Source organism: Rubellimicrobium mesophilum DSM 19309, from assembly GCF_000600335.2.
Taxonomy (GTDB): domain Bacteria; phylum Pseudomonadota; class Alphaproteobacteria; order Rhodobacterales; family Rhodobacteraceae; genus Rubellimicrobium; species Rubellimicrobium mesophilum.
Genome location: NZ_KK088613.1, coordinates 1 through 20,093, shown reverse-complemented (window position 1 = coordinate 20,093; position 20,093 = coordinate 1). Strand labels below are relative to the sequence as shown.

18 protein-coding genes, 1 tRNA gene and 3 pseudogenes are annotated in these 20,093 nt (G+C 69.2%); 12 read left to right on the top strand and 10 right to left on the bottom strand.

All coding sequences use genetic code 11. The annotated features are described in order from the left end of the window. The first annotated feature begins 687 nt into the window (after window positions 1–687). The 7 genes and pseudogenes from RUMESO_RS20140 to RUMESO_RS20110 all read left to right on the top strand — a co-directional run bounded on the left by RUMESO_RS20140 (window position 688) and on the right by RUMESO_RS20110 (window position 8,961). On the top strand, window positions 688–1,581 hold the full coding sequence (locus RUMESO_RS20140) for a phosphotransferase (protein WP_037282961.1): 894 nt from the start codon (window positions 688–690) through the stop codon (window positions 1,579–1,581). Next, a complete protein-coding gene (locus RUMESO_RS20135; RefSeq protein ID WP_037282960.1) occupies window positions 1,578–3,998 on the top strand; it encodes a GcvT family protein in 2,421 nt (806 codons plus the stop codon). Before RUMESO_RS20140 ends, RUMESO_RS20135 begins: the two co-directional genes overlap by 4 nt. 109 nt (window positions 3,999–4,107) lie before the next feature. Next, window positions 4,108–5,220: an ABC transporter substrate-binding protein gene (locus RUMESO_RS20130; protein ID WP_245639354.1), complete on the top strand. Its 1,113-nt coding sequence runs from the start codon at window positions 4,108–4,110 to the stop codon at window positions 5,218–5,220. Between the two features lie 68 nt (window positions 5,221–5,288). Beyond that, a pseudogene (locus RUMESO_RS20125) lies at window positions 5,289–6,196 on the top strand (ABC transporter permease). A 35-nt stretch (window positions 6,197–6,231) separates the two neighbouring features. Continuing rightward, the gene (locus RUMESO_RS20120) at window positions 6,232–6,975 is read left to right on the top strand and encodes an ABC transporter permease (RefSeq protein WP_211262942.1); all 744 of its coding nucleotides are present in this window, start codon (window positions 6,232–6,234) and stop codon (window positions 6,973–6,975) included. Then, window positions 6,975–8,039: an ABC transporter ATP-binding protein gene (locus RUMESO_RS20115; RefSeq protein ID WP_037282952.1), complete on the top strand. Its 1,065-nt coding sequence runs from the start codon at window positions 6,975–6,977 to the stop codon at window positions 8,037–8,039. The genes RUMESO_RS20120 and RUMESO_RS20115 overlap by 1 nt, the downstream gene beginning before the upstream one ends. Before the next feature lie 4 nt (window positions 8,040–8,043). Next, a complete protein-coding gene (locus tag RUMESO_RS20110; protein ID WP_037282950.1) occupies window positions 8,044–8,961 on the top strand; it encodes a PHP domain-containing protein in 918 nt (305 codons plus the stop codon). Window positions 8,962–9,088: 127 nt separating this feature from the next. Here RUMESO_RS20110 and yacG read toward each other — a convergent pair whose 3' ends face one another. The 10 genes and pseudogenes from yacG to RUMESO_RS25920 form a co-directional block, all read right to left on the bottom strand. Next, complete coding sequence (yacG, locus tag RUMESO_RS20105; RefSeq protein ID WP_037282947.1) at window positions 9,089–9,262, bottom strand: DNA gyrase inhibitor YacG; 174 nt, start codon at window positions 9,260–9,262, stop codon at window positions 9,089–9,091. After that, a complete protein-coding gene (locus tag RUMESO_RS20100; protein WP_037282945.1) occupies window positions 9,263–10,285 on the bottom strand; it encodes a ribonuclease E/G in 1,023 nt (340 codons plus the stop codon). After that, a pseudogene (locus tag RUMESO_RS20095) lies at window positions 10,282–10,882 on the bottom strand (Maf family protein). Before RUMESO_RS20095 ends, RUMESO_RS20100 begins: the two are co-directional and overlap by 4 nt. A gap of 22 nt (window positions 10,883–10,904) precedes the next feature. After that, a complete protein-coding gene (infA, locus tag RUMESO_RS20090) occupies window positions 10,905–11,123 on the bottom strand; it encodes a translation initiation factor IF-1 (RefSeq protein WP_007205486.1) in 219 nt (72 codons plus the stop codon). 125 nt (window positions 11,124–11,248) lie between these two features. Continuing rightward, a complete protein-coding gene (locus tag RUMESO_RS20085; RefSeq protein ID WP_281177590.1) occupies window positions 11,249–11,749 on the bottom strand; it encodes an arsenate-mycothiol transferase ArsC in 501 nt (166 codons plus the stop codon). Between the two features lie 3 nt (window positions 11,750–11,752). After that, window positions 11,753–12,232, bottom strand: a complete 480-nt coding sequence (locus RUMESO_RS20080; RefSeq protein ID WP_037282938.1) for a UPF0262 family protein — start codon at window positions 12,230–12,232, stop codon at window positions 11,753–11,755. Then, window positions 12,229–13,530, bottom strand: coding sequence for a histidinol dehydrogenase (gene hisD, locus RUMESO_RS20075; protein WP_037282936.1), 1,302 nt, complete (start codon window positions 13,528–13,530; stop codon window positions 12,229–12,231). Before hisD ends, RUMESO_RS20080 begins: the two co-directional genes overlap by 4 nt. A gap of 201 nt (window positions 13,531–13,731) precedes the next feature. Beyond that, window positions 13,732–14,202 carry a DUF2948 family protein gene (locus tag RUMESO_RS20070; protein WP_037282934.1) on the bottom strand — a complete coding sequence of 157 codons (471 nt, stop codon included), beginning with the start codon at window positions 14,200–14,202 and terminating at the stop codon, window positions 13,732–13,734. Next, window positions 14,199–15,463: pseudogene (gene murA, locus RUMESO_RS20065) on the bottom strand (UDP-N-acetylglucosamine 1-carboxyvinyltransferase). Before murA ends, RUMESO_RS20070 begins: the two are co-directional and overlap by 4 nt. 3 nt (window positions 15,464–15,466) lie before the next feature. After that, a complete protein-coding gene (locus tag RUMESO_RS25920; RefSeq protein WP_169791211.1) occupies window positions 15,467–15,637 on the bottom strand; it encodes a hypothetical protein in 171 nt (56 codons plus the stop codon). Window positions 15,638–15,729: 92 nt separating this feature from the next. Here RUMESO_RS25920 and RUMESO_RS20060 point away from each other — a divergent pair. The 5 genes from RUMESO_RS20060 to RUMESO_RS20040 all read left to right on the top strand — a co-directional run. Next, window positions 15,730–15,804 (top strand) — tRNA-Thr (locus tag RUMESO_RS20060). A 308-nt stretch (window positions 15,805–16,112) separates the two neighbouring features. After that, window positions 16,113–17,474, top strand: coding sequence for a site-specific integrase (locus tag RUMESO_RS20055; RefSeq protein WP_156363039.1), 1,362 nt, complete (start codon window positions 16,113–16,115; stop codon window positions 17,472–17,474). Between the two features lie 287 nt (window positions 17,475–17,761). Further along, a complete protein-coding gene (locus tag RUMESO_RS20050) occupies window positions 17,762–19,072 on the top strand; it encodes a hypothetical protein (RefSeq protein ID WP_156363038.1) in 1,311 nt (436 codons plus the stop codon). Between the two features lie 327 nt (window positions 19,073–19,399). Next, window positions 19,400–19,858, top strand: coding sequence for a hypothetical protein (locus tag RUMESO_RS20045; protein ID WP_051521537.1), 459 nt, complete (start codon window positions 19,400–19,402; stop codon window positions 19,856–19,858). A gap of 54 nt (window positions 19,859–19,912) precedes the next feature. Then, window positions 19,913–20,093 (top strand): transposase (locus RUMESO_RS20040; RefSeq protein WP_037282929.1); only part of this gene is annotated, 181 nt, incomplete at its 3' end.

Sequence of the window (20,093 nt, the reverse complement as noted above, 5' to 3'; positions counted from 1 at the left end):
CCCAAGGCCCCGCTTCGCCTCCGCCCCTCCCCCGACCACCCCCGCCCGTCGAGGGCACCCCGGGTGCAGGAGGGGCGCAGACCCCGGCCCCTCGTGTGACCACCTTTGGGTGCGGAGGGGACGGGTCGGACAAGCGGGAGAGCCCCGGAGCCGCGCCGCTCCGAGATCCGACAGGGCAAGGGCCTGAGGACGGCAGCGCGCGGCAGGGGGGCGGAAAGGGAGAGGAGCGATGGTGTAGCGATAGCGCGCGGGGGTCCTGCTGACGCGGCAATGTCCCGGGAGCCCTGGGCGGACGATACGTGGACCAAGGTGAGATGTCCCCAGGACCCCGACCCGCTCTTGACTGAGCGGTCCGGCCCTCCCCCTCGCGCGCCCTGAACCCGCGAGGCCGGAGCCCCCCGGTGGCCACGCGGGGCAATCGTATTTCCGGGGGGCCGCAGGCCGCGCCTCTCACGGCCCACGCCCCGATCCACGCAGCCGCGCGTCACGGCAGGGTCCTCGGCCCCGGACCTCGGGCGGGGAAGCTCCCGGCGGGGCGCCCTTCGACCGAACGGCCACCGCATGGCCCCCCCGATCCTCCGGCCGTGCCGCGCCCCGTAGCGACCTCTCAATCCCCGACTCACCCAACCGAGCCGTTGACTCCGCCCCCGCCCCTGCCCTTCACTCCCCGCCAAACGGGGAGACCTCATGGACCTGGCGCCCGCGCCCGACCGCATCGCGGCGCTGCCCTGCTGGACGGGCAGGCCCCGCGCCGCGCCGCTCCCCGGCGGCCTCTCCAACGAGATCTGGAAGGTCGAGGACGAGGCCGGCGCCCATGTCGTCCGCTTCGGCCGGGACTACCCCTGCCACCACGTCTCCCGCGCGCGGGAGCAGATGACCACCCGGGCCGCCCATGCCGCCGGCTTCGCCCCCGCCGTGGAGTGGACCGCCGAGGGCGTCATGGTCACCGCCTTCGTCACCTCCCGCACCTGGGACGCGGCCGAGGTCCGCGCCAACCCGCAACGCCTCGCCACCCTCCTCCGCGACTTCCACCAGAAGATGCCCGAGGAAGTCTCCGGCCCCCCCTACCTCTTCTCGCCCTTCCTGATGGCCCGCGACTACGCCCGGACCCTCGCGGCCGGGAACAGCCCGCACCTCCCGCAGGTCCCCCGCCTCCTCGCGCTCACCCGCGCGCTCGAACGGACCCAGCCCCCACTGCATCTCGTCTTCGGCCATAACGACCTCCTCCCCGCCAACCTCCTCGACGACGGAAGCCGCCTCTGGCTCATCGACTACGAATACGCGGGCTTCGCCTCACCCCTCTTCGACCTTGCGGGAGCCGCCTCGAACGCCGGCATGGACAAAGCCCAGTCCGACGCCCTCCTCACCGCCTACTTCGGCCAGCCCCCCGACGAGCCCCTCCGCCGTGCTTTCGACGCCATGGCCTGCGCCTCGCTCCTGCGCGAGTCGATGTGGGCCATGGCCTCCGCGATCCACCTGAGCGCCCCCGGCGCCGACTACGACGCCTACGCCGCCGAGAACCTCGCGAAGCTCGACGAAGCCCTCGACGCCTTTCAATCCCGCCACGGACGCCTCGAATGATCCCCACCCACGCCCAGGTCGTCGTCATCGGCGGCGGCATCGTTGGCTGCTCGACCGCCTACCACCTCGCCCGCGACCACGGGGCCGAGGTCGTCCTCCTCGAACAGGGCAAGCTCACCTCCGGCAGCACCTGGCACGCCGCCGGCCTCGTGGGCCAACTGCGCTCCTCCGCCGGCGTCACCCGCCTCCTCAAGCACTCGGTCGAGCTCTACAAGCGCCTCGACGAGGAGACCGGCCTCGCCACCGGCTGGAAGATGACCGGCTGCCTCCGCCTCGCCACCAACCCCGACCGCTGGACGGAATACAGGCGCCTCGCCACCACCGCCCGCAGCTTCGGGATGGAGATGGAGCTGATCCCGCCGCGCGAGGTCAAGGAGATGTGGCCGCTCCTCGAGGTGGACGACCTCGTCGGCGCCTCCTGGCTCCCCACCGACGGGCAGGCCAACCCCGCCGACATCGCCGCCTCGCTCGCCAAGGGCGCCCGCATGGCCGGGGCGAAGATCGTCGAGGGCATCCGCGTCACCGGCTTCGACATGGACGAGGGCCGCATCCACACGGTCCAGACCACCCTCGGCCCGATCCACTGCGAGAAGGTCGTGAACTGCGCCGGGATGTGGGCGCGCGACGTGGGCGCGATGGCCGGCGCCGTCGTCCCCCTCCAGCCCGTCAGGCACCAGTACATCGTCACCGAGGCGATCCCCGACCTCGCCCCCAACGCCCCCACCCTCCGCGACCCCGACCGCCGCACCTACTTCAAGGAGGAGGTCGGCGGCCTCGTGATGGGCGGCTACGAGCCCGACCCCCAGCCCCTCGGCACGGGCGAGGTCCCGTTCCAGGAGTTCCACCTTTACGACGACGACTGGGACCACTTCGCGCCGCACATGGAGCAGGCGATCGAGCGCATCCCCGCCCTCGCCGAGACCGGGGTCAAGCGGATGATCAACGGCGCCGAGAGCTTCACGCCCGACGGCAACTTCATCCTCGGGCGGCCCCCGCACCTGAAGAACTTCTACGTCGGCGCCGGCTTCAACGCCTTCGGCATCGCCTCGGGCGGCGGCGCGGGCTGGGCCCTGGCGAGTTGGGTCATGGAGGACGAGGCCCCCATGGACCTCTGGCCCGTGGACATCCGCCGCTTCGGCTCCATCCACGCCGACCGGGACTGGGTCCTCCAGCGCACCTGCGAGGCCTACGGCAAGCACTACACCATCGCCTGGCCGCACGAGGAATACGAATCCGGCCGCCCCCGCCTCACCTCGCCGCTCTACCAGCGCCTCCTCGGCGCCGGGGCGGTCATGGGCTCCAAGCTCGGCTGGGAGCGTGCCAACTGGTTCGCCGACGAGCCCGGCGCGGAGGACGAGCCCTCCATGAACCGCCCCGCCTGGGCCGACGCCGTCGCGCGGGAGCACCGCCACACGCGCACCCACGCCTCGGTCTTCGACCAGACCTCCTTCGCCAAGTTCGAGCTCAGCGGCCCTGGCGCGGCCGAGGCCCTCGACGCCCTCTGCGCCGGCGACGTGCTGAAGGCCCCGGGCCGCCTGACCTACACCCAGCTCCTCAACTCGCGCGGCGGCATCGAGGCCGACCTCACCGTCGCCCGCCTCGGCCCGGAGCACTTCTACATCGTCACCGGCACCGGCTTCCGCACCCACGACGGCGCCTGGATCGACGACCACCTCCCCTCGGGCCTGCGCCTCCGTGACGTGACCGAGGAATGGGGCGTCCTCGCCCTCATGGGTCCCCGCGCACGCGACATTCTCCGCGCCGTCACCGAGGCCAACGTCGAGAACGACGCCTTCCCCTTCGCCCACTGGCGCGAGGTCGCCATCGCCGGGCAGCCCGTCCGCGCCCTCCGCATCACCTACGTGGGCGAGCTGGGCTGGGAGCTTCACGTCCCCCTCCACGGCCTCGCCGCCGTCTACGACGCGCTGATGGAGGCCGACCCGGACCTCCGCCCCGCCGGCTACCGCGCCATCGAATCGCTGCGGCTGGAGAAGGGCTACCGCGCCTGGTCCTCCGACATCACGCCCAACGACACGCCCCTGGAGGCGGGCCTCGGCTGGGCCACGAAGCTCCGCACCCCCCGCCACTTCCTCGGTCGCGAGGCGCTGGAGCGGCAGGCCCGAGGTCCGCTCACCAAGCGCCTCCTGGGCTTCCGCCTCGCCGACCTCGACGCCGTCCTCCTCGGCCGCGAGACGATCCTGCGGGACGGAGAGCCCGCGGGCTACCTCACCTCCGGCGGCTTCGGCCCCACGGTCGGCGCCCCCATCGGCTACGGCTACGTCCGCGACCCCGGGGGTCTCACCGACGAGGCCCTCCTCGGCTCCTCCTACGCCGTGGTCGTCGCGGGCGAGACGGTGCCGGCGCGGCCCTCCCTCCGGCCCTTCCATGACCCGGAGAACGCAGCGACAAGAATCTGACCAAACGGTCAGTTCGTGACAAACCCATTGTCACAAACCCGTTTCAGTCGTCTATTACCGGGCATAAGCCGGACGCACCGATGAGCCGGCACGACAAGGGGAGACACCAATGAGATCGACGATGTGGCTGGCCGCGACCGCCGGCGTGGCCCTCGCGGCGGGCATGGCCCAGGCGCAGGACGCGGCCGTGAACATGGACGAGCTCGTCGCCGCCGCGCAGGCCGAGGGGATGCTGACGACCGTCGCCCTGCCCCATGACTGGTGCAACTACGGCGCCGTGATCGAGGGCTTCAAGGCCAAGTATCCCGGCATCGAGGTCAACGAGCTGAATCCGGACGCCGGCTCCGCCGACGAGCTCGAGGCCATCCGCGCCAACCAGGGCAACACCGGCCCGCAGGCCCCCGACGTGATCGACGTGGGCCTGAGCTTCGGCCCGCAGGCGCAGGCCGAGGGGCTGATCCAGCCCTACAAGGTCTCCACCTGGGACACGATCCCCGAGGACGCCAAGGACCCCGAGGGCTACTGGTACGGCGACTACTACGGGGTCATGTCGTTCATCGTGAACACCGACCTCGTGGATCCGGTCCCGGCCTCCTTCGCCGACCTCCTCAAGCCCGACTACGCGGGCCAGGTGGCCCTGGCGGGCGACCCGCGCGCCTCGAACCAGGCGATCCTGGGCGTCATGGCCGCCGGCATGGCCCAAGGGGCCGAGCCCGGCGAGGCCGCCGCCACGGCCGGCCTCGGCTGGTTCAAGCAACTCAACGACGCGGGGAACTTCGTCCCCGTCATCGGCAAGGCCGGGACGCTCGCGCAGGGAACGACCCCGATCATCGTCGCCTGGGACTACAACGCGCTCGGCTGGCGCGACACGCTGGCCGGCAACCCGCCGGTCGAGGTCGTGGTCCCGTCCGACGCCTCGCTCGCCGGCGTCTACGTCCAGGCGATCTCGGCCTACGCGCCGCACCCGAACGCTGCGAAGCTCTGGATGGAGTACCTCTACTCGGACGAAGGCCAGCTCCACTGGCTCTCGGGCTACTGCCACCCGATCCGCTTCAACGACCTCGTGGAGCGCGGCGTCGTCCCGCAGGAGATGATGGACAAGCTGCCGCCGGCCGAGGCCTACGACGCCGCCGTCTTCCCGACGCTGGACCAGGTCAACGCCAACTCCGAGGCGGTCAAGGCCGGTTGGGACAGCACCGTCGGCGCCAACGTCACCGAGTGAGGCCCTGACATCGTCGCGCCCCGGCCTCCCGATCGGCTGGGGCGCGCCCTTTCGACGGAACCACCCCCATGCCCGAGGCCCTGGCGCAGGCCCAGACCGACTCCTCCGTGACGCGGCGCAGGCCCGGCGTCGCGACTGCCCTCGGGCGGGTGCTGGGCGTGACGCCCTTCGTGATCTTCACGGCGCTCTTCCTCATCATCCCGACGCTGTTCATCGTGCTCGGCGCCTTCCGCAGCCCGGAGGGGGCTTCACGCTCCGCAACTTCGTCGAGCTCAACACCCCGGCGGTCCGCACGGCCTACTGGAACTCCATCATGGTGAGCTTCCTCTCCGCCATGCTCGGGTGCCTCATCGGCTTCGCCATGGCGGCGGCCGTGACCTTCGGGAACCTGCCGCGCTGGATCCGCTCGCCGCTGCTGACCTTCTCCGGCGTCGCCTCGAACTTCGCGGGGGTGCCGCTGGCCTTTGCCTTCATCGCCACGATCGGGCCGGCGGGGCTCATCACGCTCTGGCTCCGCAAGGACTTCGGCATCAACCTGCGCGCCTACGGCTTCAACCTGCTGAGCACGCCGGGCCTGATCCTCACCTACCTGTTCTTCCAGATCCCGCTGATGATCCTCATCATCACGCCCGCCCTCGACGGCCTCAAGCGCGAATGGCGCGAGGCGGCCATGGTCCTGGGCGCCACGGGCGCGCAGTACTGGCGCATGGTGGCGCTGCCGATCCTGTTCCCCTCGCTCCTGGGGACGCTGGCGCTCCTCTTCGCCAACGCCTTCGGGGCGGTGGCGACCGCCTATGCCCTGGCCGGGCCGCAGTTCAACATCGTGCCGATCAAGCTCTTCGCGCAGATCCGGGGCGACGTGCTCGGGAACCCCAATCTCGGCTATGCCCTGGCCACCGGCATGATCGTCATCACCGCCGCCGCGAACGCCATCTACATCATCCTGCGCGCCCGCTCCGAAAGGTGGCTCAAGTGACCCGCGTCCTCGCCTGGGCCGCCCTGATCTTCGGGATGCTCTACTTCCTTCTGCCGCTCGTCGGCATGACGGAGTTCTCGCTCTCCATGCGTCGAGGGGTCTACTCGCTCGACGCCTACGGTTCGGTCCTGTCCGACCCCCGCTTCTGGGAAACCTTCGGCTACTCCGTCGCCATGGCCGTGGCCACCATCGTCTTCGGCGTCCTGCTGGTCGTGCCGACCGCCTACTGGGTCCGGCTGAAGCTGCCCTGGATCCGCCCCTACATCGAGTTCGTCACGCTCCTGCCGCTGGTGATCCCGGCCATCGTGATCGTGTTCGGCTACATCCGCCTCTACAACACCTCGTCCTGGCTGCCGCTGACCGGGACGCCGATGGGGACGAACCTGCTCCTGATGTTCGGCTACGCCACGCTGGCGCTCCCCTATATGTACCGCGCCGTAGACACGGGCCTCAGGACGCTGGACGTCGGCACCCTGACCGAGGCCGCGCAGTCCCTGGGCGCGGGCTGGGGCACGATCCTCTTCCGGGTGATCCTGCCCAACGTCCTCGTGGCGGTGCTCTCGGGCGCCTTCCTCACCTTCGCCATCGTCATCGGCGAATTCACCATGGCCGCCCTGCTCGACCGCCCGGCCTTCGGGCCGTTCATGCAGATCCTGGGCGCCAACCGCGCCTACGAGCCGGCGGCCCTGGCCGTCATCGCCTTCGCGATCACCTGGGCCTGCATGGGTCTGATCCAGCTCGTGACGCGCCTCCAGAAGCACACCCGGGCAGGAGCCTGATGGCCTACCTCGACATCTCCCACCTCGAGAAATCCTTCGGCGTCAACCATGTCGTGAAGGACTTCTCCCTTCCCATCGAGAAGGGCGAGTTCGTCTCGCTCCTCGGTCCCTCGGGCTGCGGCAAGACCACGGTCCTCCGCATGGTCGCGGGCTTCGAGAGCCCCGATCGCGGCGCCATCCGGCTCGAGGGCAAGGACATGGTCCCCCTGCGCCCCAACCAGCGCAACGTGGGCATGGTGTTCCAGGCCTACGCGCTCTTCCCGAACCTCACGGTCGCGCAGAACGTGGGCTTCGGCCTTCGCATCGCCGGCGTGGACAGCGCCGAATCCAAGGCTCGGGTCGCCCAGATGCTCGACCTGATCGGCCTGCCCATGGCCGAATACGGGGACCGCTACCCCTTCCAGCTCTCGGGCGGCCAGCAGCAGCGCGTGGCCTTGGCCCGCGCCCTCGCCCCGCGTCCCCGGGTCCTCCTCCTCGACGAGCCGCTCTCGGCGCTCGACGCCAAGGTGCGCGTCCGCCTGCGCGGCGAGATCCGAGAGATCCAGCGCCAGCTCGGCATCACCACGATCTTCGTGACCCACGACCAGGAGGAGGCGCTCTCCATCTCCGACCGCGTGGTGGTGATGAACGCCGGCATCGCCGATCAGGTCGGCACGCCCTTCGAGATCTACAACCGCCCCGCCACCCCCTTCGTGGCGAGCTTCGTGGGCACCCTCACGCCCTTCGAGGCCAGGGTCCTCGACCCCGCGACCGGGACCGTGACCTCCGGTGGCCTGACGCTGAACCTCGGCCGCCCCCTTCCCTCACAGGCGGGCGCCACCGTCCCCATCGCTCTCCGGCCCGAGGCGGTGCAGCTCGGCCGCGCCTCGGGGCGCGAGATCGTCCTGCCCGCCACCGCGCATTCGGTGGAGTTCATGGGCTCCGTGATCCGGGTCCGCGCCGAGGCGGCGGGCCAGACCTTCCTTCTTGACACATTCAACCGACCCGACTCGCCCCCGCCCCAGCCTGGCGAGCCGGTCGAGATCAGCTTCTCCGGCCGCGACGTGATCGTGATCGGGGCCTGATCCGATGACCCCCTGGGACCAGCCCGGCCGCTTCTGGCGCGGCAACCTCCACACGCATTCCACGCTCTCGGACGGGGTCCTGAGCCCCGAGGAGGTCTGCCGCCGCTACCGCGGCGAGGGCTACGACTTCCTCGCGCTGACCGACCACTTCGTCGGCCGCTTCGGCTACCCCATCGCGGACACGCTGCCCTTCCGCACCAACAGCTTCACCACGATCCTGGGGGCCGAGCTCCACTCCGGGGCCATGCGCAACGGCGAGCTCTGGCACATCCTCGCCGTGGGCCTGCCCCCGGACTTCGCGCCGACCAACACGCCGACCTTTCTGCCGATCCCCGACCAGGAGACCGCCCCGCAGGTCGCGCGACGCGCCGTCGACGCCGGCGCCTACGTCGCCATCGCGCATCCGCAATGGTCGGGCCTCACGCTCGACGACGCCCGCGACCTCGCCGGGATCGCCCACGCGGTCGAGACCTACAATCACGGCTGTGCGGTCGGCTGCGACCGTCCCGACGGCTTCCACACCCTCGACCTGCTGCTGAGCGAGGGCCACCGCCTGAACCTCTGCGCCACCGACGACGCGCACTTCACCGAGCCCGACCACTTCGGCGGCTGGGTCATGGTCAAGGCCGAGGCGAACGAGCCCGAGGCCCTCCTGGCGGCGCTGAAGGCCGGAGCCTACTACTCCACCCAAGGCCCCGAGCTGCGCGGCATCGAGATCACCGACGAGGCCGTCCACGTCGCCTGCTCGGCCGCCGCCTCGATCATCGTCTCCGGCCAGGGCACCGCCTCCCGCGCCATCCACGGCGAGTCGATGACCCGCGGCATGATGCCGATGGAGCGGTTCCGCGCCTCGCCTTGGCTACGGATCACGGTTGTGGATAGGGCGGGCCGGAGGGCGTGGTCGAACCCGATCTGGCGGTAGGCGGGACCGGGCGGAGGCACCGCAGCGCGGGCTTCAGCCCGCCACGCGACCTCGGCAAGCCGCGCTGCCCTGTCCGTCGGAGCATGGCGGGCTGAAGCCCTCCCTACGATCATCGCCAGGGGCCACCCTACCCCTCCTCGCGCTCCCCCTCGCGGTCGGGACGTTCCTCCTCCTCGGAGACGCTGCCGGGGATCACGTAATCCCCCCGCAGCCACCGCGCGAGGTCGATGTCCGCGCAGCGCGAGGAGCAGAAGGGGCGGTACTTCGGATCAGCCGGCTTCCCGCAGATCGCGCAGGCCATTCAACCCTCTCCCAGCAGATGCGCGAGCGGCAGCCGCTCCCGCTTCCGGGACAACTCGAAAAGGCCCATCGCGGTCCATCCGACGAGCGAGGTCTCGATAGGGTCGGAGCGGAACGAGTCCCGAAGCGACTGCTCGAGCTGCTTGCGGTGCCCCTTGGACATGTTGGCGAAGTCCACCACGACTTGCCCGCCGAGGCCCCGCAGCCGCAACTGCCTCGGCAAGGCCCGCGCCGCCGCGAGGTTCGCCTTGAGCGCGGCGGTGGGCGTGGTGTCGCCCCCGGTGTTCACGTCCACGGCCACGAGGGCCCGCGTCGTCTCGACTACCATCGAGCCCTCGCCCAAGGCCACCTCGGGCTGGCGCAGCGCGTCGATCTGCTCCAGCACGCCCTCGCGCGCGAAGCCGCCGGGCTTCGTGACCACCGTTGGCGCGCTCCACTCCCGCCAGGCCAGCAGGTGCGGCCCGTCCCCTTCGGCCAACATCTCGGGATCGCCCGAGGCGTCGACCATCACCTTCTCCGCGAGGTCGCGCATCGCGGCGATGTCCTCGGCGACCTCGTCCTCGTCGGCACCCTCGCAGTTCGACCGCAGGATCAGGCCATGCTCGGCGTCGAAGACATCCTCGGCGATGGCGAGCAGGCGCCCCCGCTCCTCCTCGTCGCGGATCTGGCGCGAGACGTTGATTCCCGGCGCGCCGGGCGTGACGATGGCGTAGCGCGACTTGAACAGGATGCGGTCAGTCACCGGCACCGCCTTGCCGCCCTCCGCGACGCCCGTGACCTGCACGAGCATCGGCTCGCCCGACCGCAGGCCCGAGGCGTTCCGCATCCAGGCCGTCCCGCCGGGGATGCGCAGCATCATGCCGCCCTGCCCCTTGAGGCCCCGGTCCGTCACCGCGCGATAGACCGTCCCGGGCCGAGGCGCGGAGTCGTCGTCGATCAGCAGGTCGTCGAGCTTGCCGTCCACCAGCAGCGCCGCCGCCTCCCGCCCGTGCAGGTGGTCGAGGACGATGGTCCGGCCCTTCATCGCATCCCTCCGGCAAAGCCCGCCGCCGTCAGCAGCCCCAGAGTCTCTGTCAGGGGCAGTCCCACGACCCCGGTGAAGGAGCCGTTGATCCACGGGATGAAGGCCCCGAAGGGCCCCTGGATCGCATAGGAGCCCGCCTTGCCGCGCCAGTCCCCGGTGGCGAGGTAGGCCGCGATCTCTCCCGCCGTCAGCGTCTTGACCGCGACGGTGGTGGTCACGATCCGCTCCCAGTGCTTCTCTCCGCGCCGCACCCCCCACGGCGGTGATGACACGGTGCCGTCGGCCCGAGAGCATCGCCAGCATTGCCCCTGCCTCGGCCTCGTCCCCGGGCTTCCCCAGGATGCGGCGGCCGAGTGCCACGGTGGTGTCGGCGCAGAGCACGACCTCCCCCTCGTCCGCCTGGACGGCGTCGAGCTTCTCGCGCGCGATGCGGCGGACGTAGTCGCGCGGCACCTCGGCGCGGCCAGGGTCCTCGTCGATCTCAGGGGGGCGGACGGCGAAGGGCACGATCCCCGCTTGGCGGAGCAGGTCCAGCCGGCGGGGCGAGGCCGAGCCCAGGACCAGGCGCAGCGCGGGGTCCGGGGCCAGCGTCGTCACGGGCGCCTCCACAAGGGCGGCGTCACTTGAAGCGGTAATTGATCCGCCCCTTGGTCAGGTCGTAGGGGGTCATCTCGACCTGCACCTTGTCGCCGGCGAGCACGCGGATGCGGTTCTTCCGCATCTTCCCTGCCGTATGCGCGATGATCTCATGGCCGTTTTCCAGCTCGACCCGGAACGTCGCATTCGGCAGGAGCTCCTTCACGACGCCAGGAAATTCGAGCAGTTCTTCCTTGGCCATGGGGTCTCCAAATGGAATCAGGCCGCGAAACGGCGGCCCGGCGCCTAGATGGCCGCCTTCGGCCGCCATTTCAAGGCCAATCGGCATCTGCATCCGTTTGACGCATGACGCCGCGTCCGGTTCCCTCAGGCGGGCGGCGACCAGCCCGACCGGGCCGGCCCGAACTTCTCCAGGATCCTGGCCAGGATCATGTCGCGCGTCTGCCGGTAGTAGCCCAGCCGCTCCTCCCGTCCCTGGCCCATGCCGGTGGGGTCGAGGATCGGCCAGTACTCCACATGGATCGCGTAGCTCCGGGTCAGGTCCAGCGCGCGGTGCAGGCTCGCCGGGGTCAGCGCCACCACGAGGTCGAAGGACGACAGGTCGTCCCCCCAGCCCCGCATCTCGTCCAGGCTGCGGACGCGGTGGCGCGACAGCTCCACCCCGATCTCCTGGCAGACGGCGATGGCGAAGCCGTCGATCTCGAGGTCGTTCTTCACGCCCGCCGACTGGACGTAGCAGCCCGTCCCGTAGAGCCGCTTCATGATGCCCTCGGCCATCGGGGACCGAACGGCGTTGTGGTCGCAGCAGAACAGCACGGACTGGGGCAGCGGGTCGGCGGGTTTCGGGAGGCCCTGTTCCGCGTTCACGTCTCAGCCCCCCGGATGCAGCACGCAGATCAGCGTAAAGAGCCGCCGCGCCGTGTCGGTGTCGAGCTCGGCCTTGCCCTCCAGCCGCTCCTGGAGCACGCGCGCCCCTTCATTGTGGATGCCCCTCCGGGCCATGTCGATGGTCTCGATCTGCGCGGGCGGCAGGCTGCGCACGGCGTCGTAGTAGCTCCGGCAGATCTGGAAGTAATCCTTCACGACCTGCCGGAACGGCCCGAGCGAGAGGTGGAACTCGCCCGCCGGCTCCCCCGCCTCGGTGGAGAGCGCGAAGACCAGCCGCCGGTCCCGGATCGACAGGTCGAGCTTCCAGGGCCCCTTGGCCGGACGCCCTTCCTTTTCGGGCAGCGTGAAGCGGTTCTCCTCCAGCAGGTCGAAGATCGCGACCCTCCGCTCCTGCTCCATCTCCGCCGAGGGGCGGGGCAGGCCCGTGTCGTCGATGTGGATGGCGACGAGCCGGTTCGTCATCCGTTGATCCGGTCCAGCCGCGCGCGCACCGACATCCCGTGGGCCTCCAGCCGCTCGGCTTTGGCGAGCGTCTCGGCATGGGGCCCCAGCGCCGCCAGGGCGGCGGGCGTCATCCGGGAGACGGTGGTGCGCTTCAGGAAGTCCATGACCGAGAGCCCCGACGAGAACCGCGCCGTGCGCGCCGTGGGGAGCACATGGTTCGGCCCGCCGATGTAATCGCCGATCGCCTCGGGCGTCCAGGGGCCGAGGAACATGGCCCCGGCATGGCTGATCCGGGACGCCAGCGCCTCCGGGTCCCCGACCAGCAGCTCCAGATGCTCCGCCGCGATCCGGTCCGCGATCTCCGCCGCCTCGTCCAAGCTGCGAACCGTGACGACCGCCCCGAAGTCGCGCCAGCTCGCCCCCGCGATGGCGCGGCGCGGCAGCGTCTCCAGCCGCCGCCCGACCGCCTCGGCTACTGCCCGGCCGAAGCCCTCGTCGTCGGTGACCAGAAGCGCCTGCGCCGATTCGTCGTGCTCGGCCTGGCTCAGCAGGTCGAGCGCGATCCAGTCCGGGTCGTTGTCCCTGTCCGCGATCACCAGGATCTCGGACGGCCCGGCGATCATGTCGATGCCGACCTTGCCGAAGACCCGGCGCTTGGCCGCCGCGACATAGGCGTTCCCCGGCCCGGTGATCTTGTCGACGGGGCGCACCGCTCCGGTCCCGTAGGCCAGCGCCGCGATGGCCTGCGCTCCGCCGATGCGGAACACCTCGTCCACCCCCGCGACCCGGCAGGCGAGCAGCACGAGCGGGTTCGCTACCCCGTCCGGCGTCGGCACCGTCACGACCAGCCGCTTCACCCCCGCCACCTTGGCCGGCACCGCATTCATCAGCACCGAGGACGGATAGGCCGCGAGCCCCCCCGGCACGTAGAGCCCCGCCGCCGAGACCGGGGTCCATCGCCATCCCAGCGTCGCGCCAAGGCTGTCGGTGAAGCTTTCGTCCCGGGGCATCTGCCGCGCGTGGTAGGCCCGGATGCGCTCCGCCGCGAGGCCGAGCGCCTCCCGCTCCGCCTCCGGCACCTGTGCGCAGAGGCGTTCGATCTCGTCGTCGGAAATGCGCAGCGTCTCGGGCGTCAGCCGTACCCGGTCGAATCGCTCCGTCAGCTCCACCAGCGCCGCGTCGCCCCGCTCGCGCACGTCCGCGATGATCGCCGCGACGGCCGCATCCACATCCGGGCTGTCCTCCCGCTTCTGGGCGAGGAGCACGCGGAACGCCTCCTCGAAGCCGGCATCACGAGTGGACAGGAACTGCGGCATCACGAGCCTCCTAGGGTCGGGCGTGGCTTAGCGGGCCGTCTGGAAGGCTTCAATCGCTCGCGCGGGGAGATTTCGCAGGGCGGGCTTCAGCTCGCCATTCGCCAGCGGACCGGAGGGCATCGCGTTTCAAGGTCGCCTGGCGGGCTGAAGGCGGCAGCCCGCCCCATGGCTTCCTGCTCCTCGGAGGGCAGACAGCCTCTTCTACTCCGGATGGTGCGGCGCCTTCCGAGACGGCGCGAGATAGGGCTTCGTCACGTCCTGCAGCAGCACCTCCAGCGCCTCGACCTCGATGGCCAGCGCCCCGTCCCCGGCCAGCGTCACGAGGATGCGCCCGGCCCCGTCCTCCCCCGGCTCCCAGCCGAGGGACAGGATCGACAACACGGTATCCTTGTCCCTGGGATCGACGCCCTGGCTCCTGACCGCCAGCACGTCCTCGATCACCAGCATCGACCGCACCCGTTCCGGCGTCCGCGTGTGACCCTCCCACCGGAAGCGGTTCACCAGCGCGGCGAAGCGGCGGTGCTGGCGCAGGTAGCTCACATCCCCGACCGTCACCACCGCGTCCTGCACTAGCGCCGAGATCACCGTCAGGTCCTCGCCGTCCAGCCCCCGCAGCCGCAGCGGCCCCTCGTCGGCATCGGCGAAGCTCGCGTCCCGCGGCGCGTCGTTCATGCGGCGACCCTTTCGATCCTCGCCCCCACGGCGGAGAGCTTCTCCTCGACATGCTCGTAGCCGCGGTCCAGGTGATAGACGCGGCTGACCACCGTCTCCCCTTCGGCCCCGAGCCCCGCGAGGATCAGCGACACCGAGGCCCGGAGGTCCGTCGCCATAACGGGCGCGCCGCGCAGGCGTTCCACGCCGGTCACCGTCGCCGTGCCGCCATGCACGTCGATCCGCGCGCCCATCCGCATGAGCTCGGCGCGTGCATGAAGCGGTTCTCGAAGATCTTCTCCTCCAGCACCGAGGTCCCCTCGGCCGTGCAGAGCATCGCCATCATCTGCGCCTGCAGGTCGGTCGGGAAGCCGGGGAAGGGCTCGGTCACGACGTCCACGGCCTTGGGCCGCCCGTTCGCGCGCTTCACCTTCAGCCCGCGCGGCGTCTCCGTCACTTCAAGGCCCGCCGCATAGAGCTTTTCCACGAAGGCACCCACGAGGTCGAGCCGCCCGCCCAGGCACTCGATCTCACCGCCCGTGAAAGCGGGCGCGAGCATATAGGTGCCCAGCTCGATCCGGTCGGTGACGACGGCATGGGTCGCGCCGCCCAGCCGGTCCACGCCCTGCACGGTGATCGTGGAGGTCCCCTCCCCCTCGATCTGCGCGCCCATCCGCCGAAGGCACTCGGCGAGGTCCACGATCTCGGGCTCGCGCGCGGCGTTCTCCAGAACCGTGGTGCCCTTGGCGAGCGTGGCCGCCATCAGCACGTTCTCGGTCGCGCCCACCGAGGCGAAACGCAGCGGGACACGCGCGCCCCTGAGGCCCCCCGGCGCGGTCGCGTGAAGGTAGCCGTCCCTCAGCTCGATCCGCGCGCCCAGCTTCTCCAGCGCGTCGATATGGATGTCCATCGGCCGCGCCCCGATCGCGCAGCCGCCCGGCAGCGACACCACCGCCTGCCCCTCGCGCGCGAGCAGCGGCCCGAGCACGAGGTTCGAGGCCCGCATCTTCCGCACGATGTCGTAGTCCGCGCGCGAGGACGTCAGCCCGTGCGACGACAGCGCCAGCACCTTGCCGTTCGCCAGCGTGGACACCTCGGCCCCCAGCGACTGCAGCAGCGTCGTCATCGTCCGGATATCCGAGAGCCGCGGCGCGTTGGTGAGCGTCAGCGGCTCCTCGCTCAGCAGCGTCGCGGGCATGAGCGCGAGGCAGGCGTTCTTGGCCCCGGCGATGGGGATGGCCCCGTGGAGCTCGGCTCCGCCGCGGACGATGATGGAATCCATGCGTTATTCTTCCTGCTCGGGGGTCGCGTCAGAGGCGTCGTCCTCGGGGGGCTCGCCCGGTTGCTCCAAGTCCCGGGCGCGGGCCTTGCGCCGGGCGATATTGGCCTTGAGCGCAGCCTTGAGCCGCGCCTCGCGTGAGTTCGTCGGGGGATTGCCCTGCCGCCGGTCCGCCATGGGGAGGGTCATAGAGCGGGCGCGGCGTCACGTCCAGCCGCGCGCGAAACCCCCTTGCGCTCGTCGCGCATCCCGCTAGAACGCGCCCCAGTGCTGCAGTAGCTCAGTGGTAGAGCACACCCTTGGTAAGGGTGAGGTCGAGAGTTCAATCCTCTCTTGCAGCACCACTTCAGCCCCTTGATCTTGTTAGAAATCCTCGTGAATACGGGGGTCTGAGCCGCCAACTGTTACACAAGGCGGTCACACATGGTCTTACGGATGGCAGCGGCGATGGAACGCGGCAAAACCTTCTACTTCAAGGAACGAGTCCCTGCCGATCTTGTAGCCAAGCTGAAGGGACAGAAGGTCTTTATCCCTGTGGACGGAGCCCCCCGTCCTGTGACGCTTGGGGAGTTCGCCCAAGTGTCTCTGCGGACCCGTCGTAGCGAAGATCGCGCGGGAGCGTTACCGCGAAGCTGCCGCAGCCGTGCAGGAGTTGTGGAACCAGTTCCGCCAAGCGGAGGCGACAGGCCCTGTGCGGTTGACCGGCAAGCAGGTCGAGGCGCTGGCAGGGCAAGTCTATAGGAACCTCGTTCGCCAGCACGAAGAAGAACCTGGCTCCTCGGCGTCTTGGGACGGTCCTATCTCGGCAGCCGAGGATCTTGTAGAGGGCTCCAGCAAAGCCCAGGAGCGCCAGTTCGGAGAGGAAGCCGACCTCCTCTTGCAGAAGGCAGGTCTGACCGTTGATGCGGGAAGCCGTCGCCGTCTGCTCGACGCCATGGCTCGGGCCGCTCTGGAGGCGCTGATCTGCCTGCAGCGGAGGGCGGAAGGTGACTACTCGCCGGACCGGAACGCCGAACGCTTCCCCGAACTGGTTCTGCCAGCCTCTGAAAAGGTGCCCGCATCACCCATAGCGAAGGTGACGCTTTCCGACTTGTTCGACCTGTGGAAGGCCGATCATCTGCTTGCGGGCGGGCCAGAGAAAACGGCCAGAGACTTCCGCCAGAAGCTCGACAGTTTGACGGAGTTCCTGGGCCACGAGGACGCCCAGCGCATCACACCCAAGCAGATCGCGGACTGGGCCGAGCATCTGCGCCATGAGAAGGGCCTGAGCGACAGCACAGTCAGCAACAAATACCTTGCTGCGGTCAAACGGGTCTTCACGGTCGGCAAGAAGAGGTTCCGCATCGCGGACAACCCCGCCGCTGATGTGACGGTGGAGGTCAAGAAGGCGGTCAAGACGCGATCCACCGGCTTCACCGATGAGGAGGCTAAGGCGATCCTCTCTGCGGCCCTGAAGGCCCCTAATGGCCTTGGCAGGATGGCGGAGGACAACAAGCGGGCGATCCGCTGGGGACCGTGGCTTTGCGCCTACAGCGGGGCGCGGATCACCGAGATGATGCAGCTGCGGAAGCAGGACGTGGAAACACATAAGGGCATCCCTTGCCTGCGGATCACCCCCGAGGCCGGATCGGTCAAGTCGGGCGAACAGCGACTTGTCCCGATTCACCCGCATCTTGTCGAAATGGGCTTCCTTGACTTCGTGAACAGCCGCCCCGAGGGCTATCTGTTCTTCAAGCTGCAGGAAGGGGACGTTCCCAAAACCCGCGCCGAGCATGTCGGACAGAAGATCACTGGCTGGGTTAGGAACGTGGTGGGGATCACCGATGAGCGCGTCCAGCCCAACCACGCATGGCGGCACCGGCTCAAGACAGAGGCCCGCAGGCTTTCCATCGAGCGGTGGGTTGTGGATGCGATCCAAGGCCACGCGGACGGGAGCGCATCGGCAGGCTATGGGGAGGTCCCAGTGGAGCCCCTTTACGAGGCTATCAAGCGGCTGCCTCGCTACGAGGTGTAGGGGGCCAGACGGAGAGCGATGCGATGCCCGACCTCGTCCTCCCGTAACCCTGCCACAAACACTATCAAATCAGTCGGGCATTGTTGATCCGGCCCCTTGGAAGAAGGGTGTTGTATAGAAGCAACATACCGTTTGAACACGGCTTCTGCTCCGGGTAGGTCCCCCCGCGCTCCATGACCTACCCGAGGGCAACCCCATGACCATCCAAAAGCCTGCCTCGTCCGTCCTGTTCGCCGCTCCCATGGCCGAACTCCTCCACTGCCCCTGTGAGCGAGGCGGCGCACCGGTTGACCAAGGTCCTTGTCGAGCTGACGCTTGCCAATGAGGAGTCCGTCCCGGGGTCTCGGGAGAGGAGACGCACCGCCAAGGCTATGGCGAGTCTGCGGGCCACCATCGCCGCGCTGACCCGTGACCTCCTCATGGCCCGGACAAAGGACGCCTCCGAGGGCTGGTGCTTCCGTCCCGAGAGCAGCCCCTACTTCACCGAGACCCAGGCCACGCTCCCCCAATACAGGGCCGTCAAGGCGGTCTGGCCCCGGCTCGGCCTCATGGAACGGCTAAAAGGCATCCGGCACGGGCATGAGTTCGATGGGGCTTATGTCAGCGGGTCCGGCAAGGTCATGGGCCGTGCCCCCCGCCTGCGGGCTACCACCAAGCTCCTGGCCCTGGCGGCAGACCACGGAATCACCCCGGAGAACCTGAGGGAACACTACGAGAGGTCCCACGACGCGACCTACCCGGTCATCCTGCGAAGGAACTTGGAGGGACCAGAGGGCCGACGCGGCGGGCGCAAGATCAAGGAGGCCGTGAAGTTCCCCAGGACAGCGGAGACCGACCGAATTGCCGAGGAGGTCCGCTCCTTCAACGCCTTCCTGGCGAAGCAGAGCTACGACCCACCGATGGCCCCCCAGCTCGTCGCCATCTTCGGGGAGGACAAGGATCGGCCTGGGGAGTTGGCGTGGGGAGGACGGCTCACATCCAGCAGCGAGGACAACTTCCAAAACTGGCCCAAAGAGGGCCGCAGAGCCCTCAGGATCAACGGAGAGGCCGTGGTGGAAGTGGACCTGAAGGCCAGCCACCCGACGATCTACCATGCCCTCCTGGGCGTTCTCCTGCCCGAGGGAGCCGATCCCTACCTCTTGGTCCCGCGCATCCCCCGATCCTTGGTGAAGAGGATGGTCAGCGTCCTCCTCAGCAACGGCCACCTGCGCGTGAAGCAATGGCCCCAAGGGCTGGCGGACGAGTATAGGGCCGAGACGGGACGGACCCTCAACCGGGATTTCAAGCTCCAGGAGACCGTGAACCGGATCGTAGAGGCCATCCCCGCCCTGGCCCAACTTCCTGACAGCGGGATCACCTGGGGCGACCTCCAGCGCGTAGAGGCGAGCATCCTGAGGGCCACCCTAACACGCCTGCGGGAGGCGGGAGTCCCGGGGTTGCCGATCCACGATAGCATCCTTGTCCCGGAGTCCCAGGTGGACCTCGCCGCAACCGTGCTGAGGGAGGAGTTCCAGAAGGAGACCAAGGCCACCCCGGGGTTGGTGCTGAACCGCCTTGGACAACCCTCGGTCCCTTGGACGGGTCCAAAGAGGGAATGAGGAGCAGCGGGGACAAGGCAGATACTTTGTCTGTTTTGTTTCTATTGCGTCATGGTGGAACCCAAGGGGCAGGGCCAAGAGGATGCCTTGGGAGGAACATGCCAGCAGAGGGGAACCCAAGGAGGGGCCTTGGGTGGGGACCTTGGGTATGACCTGTTATAGGGGGATCGCTATGGAAGATGATCTATTATGGATGATCTACCATGAAGGGTATTACCTTGGACACCTTGGTTCACCATAGATGCATGGGGGAACCGAGGGCATATCCCAACACGGTAAGGAACAGCCGTCTTCTTGCGACGGCCATGAGGCGGCACAAAGACCACTATGAGCCTTCTTCCCGACCCCGACCTCCCCACATCCAAGCTGGACCGTGTCAGGACCCTGGAAAGCATCCTGATCGACGCCGCCACTGGGGGAAGCCATGACGATTCCCGCTATCCCCTCCTGCGACGTGAGGTCCTGACGGACCCGGAGCTTCGGGACCGCATCCCTGACTTCGTCCGGCAATACCGCACCCTCAAGGCGTTCTGGCCTTTCATACGGGATGCCGTCTATGGCTACGCTGGCCGTCGCCAGTTCCTCACCGAGGCGTTCACCCCGCTCATTGACGATCTGGAGAACCCGCAGCGGAGTCCCAGTGACAGGGCGGTCTCTGGCGCTCTGACAGCCTTCAACGCCGCTGCCGTGGAGGAGGCTTGGACCAAAGCCCTCGCCCGCCGCACCACCGATCCCGAAGGAGCCATCACCGCCGCCACGACGCTGCTGAACTGGCCCCCATTTTGACCGGACACCTGGGCATGACCATGGAGGCTTAGGGACAGCCCTAAGCACGTGCTTATGTCTGACGTTGAGATCATCACCGACGGTGGCCGTCGCCGTCGCTGGAGTGGCGCCGAGAAGCTGCGGATCGTCGAAGAGACCCTAGACGAGCGATCCAGCATCTCGGTGGTGGCGCGCCGCAATGGCGTGGCTCCGAACCTGCTCTATCGTTGGCGACGCCTGATGCTGGAGGGGGGAG

Coding starts and splice junctions, on each gene's coding strand:
- RUMESO_RS20140 (WP_037282961.1), top strand. CDS start 688: ATGGACCTGGCGCCCGCGCCCGACCGCATCGCGGCGCTGCCCTGCTGG.
- RUMESO_RS20135 (WP_037282960.1), top strand. CDS start 1,578: ATGATCCCCACCCACGCCCAGGTCGTCGTCATCGGCGGCGGCATCGTT.
- RUMESO_RS20130 (WP_245639354.1), top strand. CDS start 4,108: ATGAGATCGACGATGTGGCTGGCCGCGACCGCCGGCGTGGCCCTCGCG.
- RUMESO_RS20120 (WP_211262942.1), top strand. CDS start 6,232: ATGCTCTACTTCCTTCTGCCGCTCGTCGGCATGACGGAGTTCTCGCTC.
- RUMESO_RS20115 (WP_037282952.1), top strand. CDS start 6,975: ATGGCCTACCTCGACATCTCCCACCTCGAGAAATCCTTCGGCGTCAAC.
- RUMESO_RS20110 (WP_037282950.1), top strand. CDS start 8,044: ATGACCCCCTGGGACCAGCCCGGCCGCTTCTGGCGCGGCAACCTCCAC.
- yacG (WP_037282947.1), bottom strand. CDS start 9,262: ATGGCCTGCGCGATCTGCGGGAAGCCGGCTGATCCGAAGTACCGCCCC.
- RUMESO_RS20100 (WP_037282945.1), bottom strand. CDS start 10,285: ATGAAGGGCCGGACCATCGTCCTCGACCACCTGCACGGGCGGGAGGCG.
- infA (WP_007205486.1), bottom strand. CDS start 11,123: ATGGCCAAGGAAGAACTGCTCGAATTTCCTGGCGTCGTGAAGGAGCTC.
- RUMESO_RS20080 (WP_037282938.1), bottom strand. CDS start 12,232: ATGACGAACCGGCTCGTCGCCATCCACATCGACGACACGGGCCTGCCC.
- hisD (WP_037282936.1), bottom strand. CDS start 13,530: ATGCCGCAGTTCCTGTCCACTCGTGATGCCGGCTTCGAGGAGGCGTTC.
- RUMESO_RS20070 (WP_037282934.1), bottom strand. CDS start 14,202: ATGAACGACGCGCCGCGGGACGCGAGCTTCGCCGATGCCGACGAGGGG.
- RUMESO_RS25920 (WP_169791211.1), bottom strand. CDS start 15,637: ATGGCGGACCGGCGGCAGGGCAATCCCCCGACGAACTCACGCGAGGCG.
- RUMESO_RS20045 (WP_051521537.1), top strand. CDS start 19,400: ATGAGCCTTCTTCCCGACCCCGACCTCCCCACATCCAAGCTGGACCGT.